Annotated in this window: 4 protein-coding genes and 1 pseudogene; all 5 read left to right on the forward strand. The window is 35.5% G+C overall.

Annotated features, from left to right (window positions below; genetic code table 11):
* Nucleotides 1–121: 121 nt before the first annotated feature.
* A complete protein-coding gene (locus ACGLXV_RS25525) occupies nucleotides 122–1,387 on the forward strand; it encodes a S8 family serine peptidase (protein ID WP_119707293.1) in 1,266 nt (421 codons plus the stop codon).
* A 151-nt stretch (nucleotides 1,388–1,538) separates the two neighbouring features.
* Nucleotides 1,539–2,756 (forward strand): helix-turn-helix domain-containing protein, encoded by a 1,218-nt coding sequence (locus ACGLXV_RS25530; RefSeq protein WP_391560837.1) that lies wholly within the window; start codon nucleotides 1,539–1,541, stop codon nucleotides 2,754–2,756.
* Nucleotides 2,757–2,765: 9 nt separating this feature from the next.
* Nucleotides 2,766–2,897 (forward strand): hypothetical protein, encoded by a 132-nt coding sequence (locus tag ACGLXV_RS25535; protein ID WP_391560838.1) that lies wholly within the window; start codon nucleotides 2,766–2,768, stop codon nucleotides 2,895–2,897.
* A 189-nt stretch (nucleotides 2,898–3,086) separates the two neighbouring features.
* On the forward strand, nucleotides 3,087–3,518 hold the full coding sequence (locus tag ACGLXV_RS25540) for a Fur family transcriptional regulator (protein ID WP_391560839.1): 432 nt from the start codon (nucleotides 3,087–3,089) through the stop codon (nucleotides 3,516–3,518).
* A gap of 244 nt (nucleotides 3,519–3,762) precedes the next feature.
* A pseudogene (locus ACGLXV_RS25545) lies at nucleotides 3,763–3,921 on the forward strand (YozQ family protein); the annotation flags it as partial.
* Between the last annotated feature and the right edge of the window lie 236 nt (nucleotides 3,922–4,157).

Here is a 4,157-nt window from a genome sequence, read left to right on the forward strand (position 1 = left end):
TTATCACAAAATTTTCCCAACTTTCTAACTCTATAAGTCTATTGATTTTGTTAGAAAATTATTACTATACTTACCTTACAACCTCGCAGGTTGAACCTTTAAGTCGGGAAGGAGTTCATACATGAAAAAAAGAACTTTGGGATCTGTGCTTATTAGCGCAGCAATGGGACTATCATTATTTGCAAGTGGTGCACTTGGTGCCCAGCAGGAAAGTGCTTCAAAGGATACTTATCGAGTGTACATCCAAGGACCTCAGAGCGAAAAGGTGAAAGCAAAACAAACGTACGGATCGCGCTGGGACTTTGGAAATGACGGGTTTACAACAACAGTAAACGAAAGTCAGTACAACGCTTTACTTAAAAACAAGAATCTTACTATCGAATTGGTTGAAGAGGTAAGCCTCGAGGATCGTACAGAAGCAAAAGCAAAGCCTGGAGCATCTACACAAGCTCTTCCAAGTGACCAAACTCCTTGGGGAATTCAAGCAATCTATAATGATAGCTCTGTTCAAAAAACATCAGGTGGTGCAGGAATTAAAGTTGCTGTTTTAGATACTGGTGTATACACAAGCCATATTGACTTAGCAGGTTCAGCTGAACAGTGTAAAGATTTCACACAAACCAAATCTCCTCTTGTTAACGGCTCTTGTAGTGATAGAAACGGTCATGGAACCCATGTCGCTGGTACAGTATTAGCTCATGGGGGTAGTGACGGACTAGGAATTTATGGAGTGGCTCCTGAAGCTGACCTTTGGGCTTATAAGGTACTAAACGACCGCGGTTCAGGCTATTCCGATGACATTGCCGGAGCTATTCGACACGCAGCAGACGAGGCAACAAGAACAGGTTCAAAGGTTATTATCTCCATGTCCCTTGGATCAAGCTCAAAAGATACCATGATTGCAAACGCAGTTGATTATGCTTACAGCAAAGGTTTATTGGTGGTTGCAGCTGCAGGTAATAGCGGTTCTGCAAGCAATACGATTGGTTACCCAGGTGCATTAGTAAATGCCGTTGCGGTAGCTGCGCTTGAAAACGTTCAACAAAATGGAACTTACCGTGTCGCTGATTTTTCATCAAGAGGCAATCCTAATACTGATGGTGATTTCGTGATTCAAGAGCGCGATGTTGAAGTATCAGCACCTGGTGCAGCAATAGAATCCACTTGGTATAACGGTGGATATAACACAATTAGCGGGACATCTATGGCTACACCACATGTTTCTGGTTTAGCGGCAAAAATATGGGCAGCTACCCCTTCACTCTCACATACACAGCTTAGAAGCGAACTACAAAATCGTGCAAAATCATACGATATTAACGGAGGAATTGGTGCAGCAACTGGAGATGATTATGCTTCAGGATTTGGATTCCCTCGTGTAAGATAAAGACAGGGGTAAAAAAAACCATTCAGAATTCTCTGGATGGTTTTTTTACGTTCGAAATATCGTCCTTTTTTCCTGTATTCAAAAAAATCAGAAAAATAGGTTTACATTTATGCTAACGGTGATAAAGTATAAGCATTAGGAGGTGATTTCGTTGCAATTTGGACCTTTAATTAAGTATTATCGGACTCAAAAAGGTCTTACCCAAAAGGAGCTTGCTAATGGAATTTGTTCCGTTTCCCATTTAAGCAAAATTGAAAATAACGGAAAAGAAGCAAATGATGAAACCATTTCACTCTTGCTCGATCGATTACATATCAGCATCAACCGTGCCGAGGAACAGGAAAAAATTATCGGCGACTTACTAAAACGTCTAAATGAAAAGATATATTTTTATCAAAAATATGAGGTTGAAGATATTATCAGCCAGTTGAAGGACTATGATGCGATCATTCCGTTTACCTCTTACTTGCATACATATGAACTGTATAAGATGCGCTACCTATTGTTTCTCGGAAATGTGAACCAAGCTGACCTACAAAAGGAAATTCTTAAGAAACTAAAGAAATCATTTTCCCAACATGAAATCTATTTATTTCATTATTGTAGTACGATACTGTATATATTGAAGGGGCAATTTGAACAAGCGGATCAACAGTTTGACTCCTTATTCCAAATCAGTCATGACTTTTCTTCGGGCGAATTCTTATATTATCGCTCAATGGTAAAGGCAGCCTTACAGCAATCTGGTCACGCCATTCACTTTGCAAAAGCAGCCCTTCAGTCCTATATGAATGAGCATAATTTTATTCGGATCCTTCATTGCTTAATGCTGTTAGGAATTAACTACACTCATTCTGGAATCTTCGAAGAAGCAAAAAGCTGTTTTCACCATTTAGAAAGAAATGCAACATTATTAAATGAAACGAATCTCCTACCACAAATTTATCATAATATTGGGCTTCTATATAAAAAGCTTAAAGACTTCGATAAAGCAATGTTGTATTTAAATAAAAGTCTTTCCTTACAATTACCACCTACCACTCATTTTCTCGTAACACAATACGTAAAAGGTCAAGTTGCTTTTGAAACCCATTTACATGAAGTTGCAAAAGAAGCCTTTACTATTACATTCACTCTTTCAGATACTCTAAATAATAAAAAGTATTCCATTCTATCAAAATATTATCTTCTTGCATTGGAGAATCATTCAAAATCAATCCAATACGTCATTTTAACCGTTATTCCATACTTAGAGAGCTCTAATGAAAATAAAGATGATTTACTTATGTTTTATAAATTACTTTCCAAGCATTATCATTCAACTGGTATGTTTGAGAAAGCAGTATATTATTTGAATAAAACCATTTAGGAGGAAATTATGAAAAAATTAATCTATTCCTTTATTGCCATTGCTTTTATTCTTACAGCTTCAACAGGTGCTACCTATGTTCTTTCAAGTTCTGAGGTTCCACAAGGCCACCCAATTTTACCTCCAGTGAAAGAAGCATAAATAAAGTACAGCGGTCTGAAAAAGTTCAGACCGTCGTTTTTTTATATTCTATAATTAACAAAGTAAAATAGATATTAATTTAAAATAATTATAAAAAAGTATTGATTTCTGAATGAGAAATGTTATCATTAACTATATACTCTATTTGAACTTCCCAAATTTCTAATCTACTAATAAAGAGGTTCTTTTATGAATAATGAATTTGATTTCGATAAACTTATCCCTTTTTTAAAAGAACGCGGACTACGGATTACACCACAAAGAATGCAAATATTAAGAACGATTGCTTCCATGAAAGGTCATCCAACTGTGGATGACATACATTCACATCTCCCCTCTATTAGTATTGCAACCATCTACAATAACGTAAAAATGTTTGTGAAATTAAAAATATTAAATGAATTGCCCTATGGTAATGGATTAAGCAAATATGAATTTAAAATGGAAGAACATTATCATGTGATTTGTCATATTTGTGGGATAATTGAAGACTTCAAATATCCACTATTAAGAGAAGTGGAAGATGTGGCAAACAAGTTAACTAAGTTTCGTATTCATTCTCATCAGCTCGAGCTTTATGGAGTATGTAAAAATTGTAGTGAAAAACAAAGAAGTTACTAATTAAAAAAGAAGGAGATTAATATGCATAACAGTGTATGCCCTAAGTGTCAAACTCCCATTAAATATTTGAAGCATAGTGTGATTTGTAAATGTGGAAGTAAGTTTAAAATCAGAAAAAATTAACCATTCCCTTACAACTAAAAAAATTTGCATTTTTTTAGTTTTTAGTTAGTATGCCCTTCCCCCTTTTATCAAAAAATAAAGATGATTGTTGATGAAAATGATGAAAGGCGGGAATGGTATGAAAAAAAACAACTCATCTAAAATTGCCGGTAAAACATTTGAACCCTCTGATTACAACAGTGAAAACCAACTCGAAATGGGATTAGCCCAAACACATGAACAAGCAAGTGATGGTTATTACGAAGGGACAATCGACCAAGAACTAGAAAAGAATGACTGATTCAAGTAAAAGTGTGGATTTTTTTCCACACTTTTTTCATTTATTGAATAAAGAACATTTGTTCGTATATAATAAGGATATCAACCTTAATTGTGAGGGATGCATATGGAGAGGGCTTTACTAAAAGCATTAAATGAGAAGCAACCAATACAGATCATCTATCTTTCCGATAAACAAAAAATTACTCAACGAACAATCCTTGTAAATGAAATCAATCCACATACGATCCGGGCTTA

Origin of the sequence: Robertmurraya sp., assembly GCF_036676585.1 — a bacterium.
Taxonomy (GTDB): domain Bacteria; phylum Bacillota; class Bacilli; order Bacillales; family Cytobacillaceae; genus Robertmurraya_A.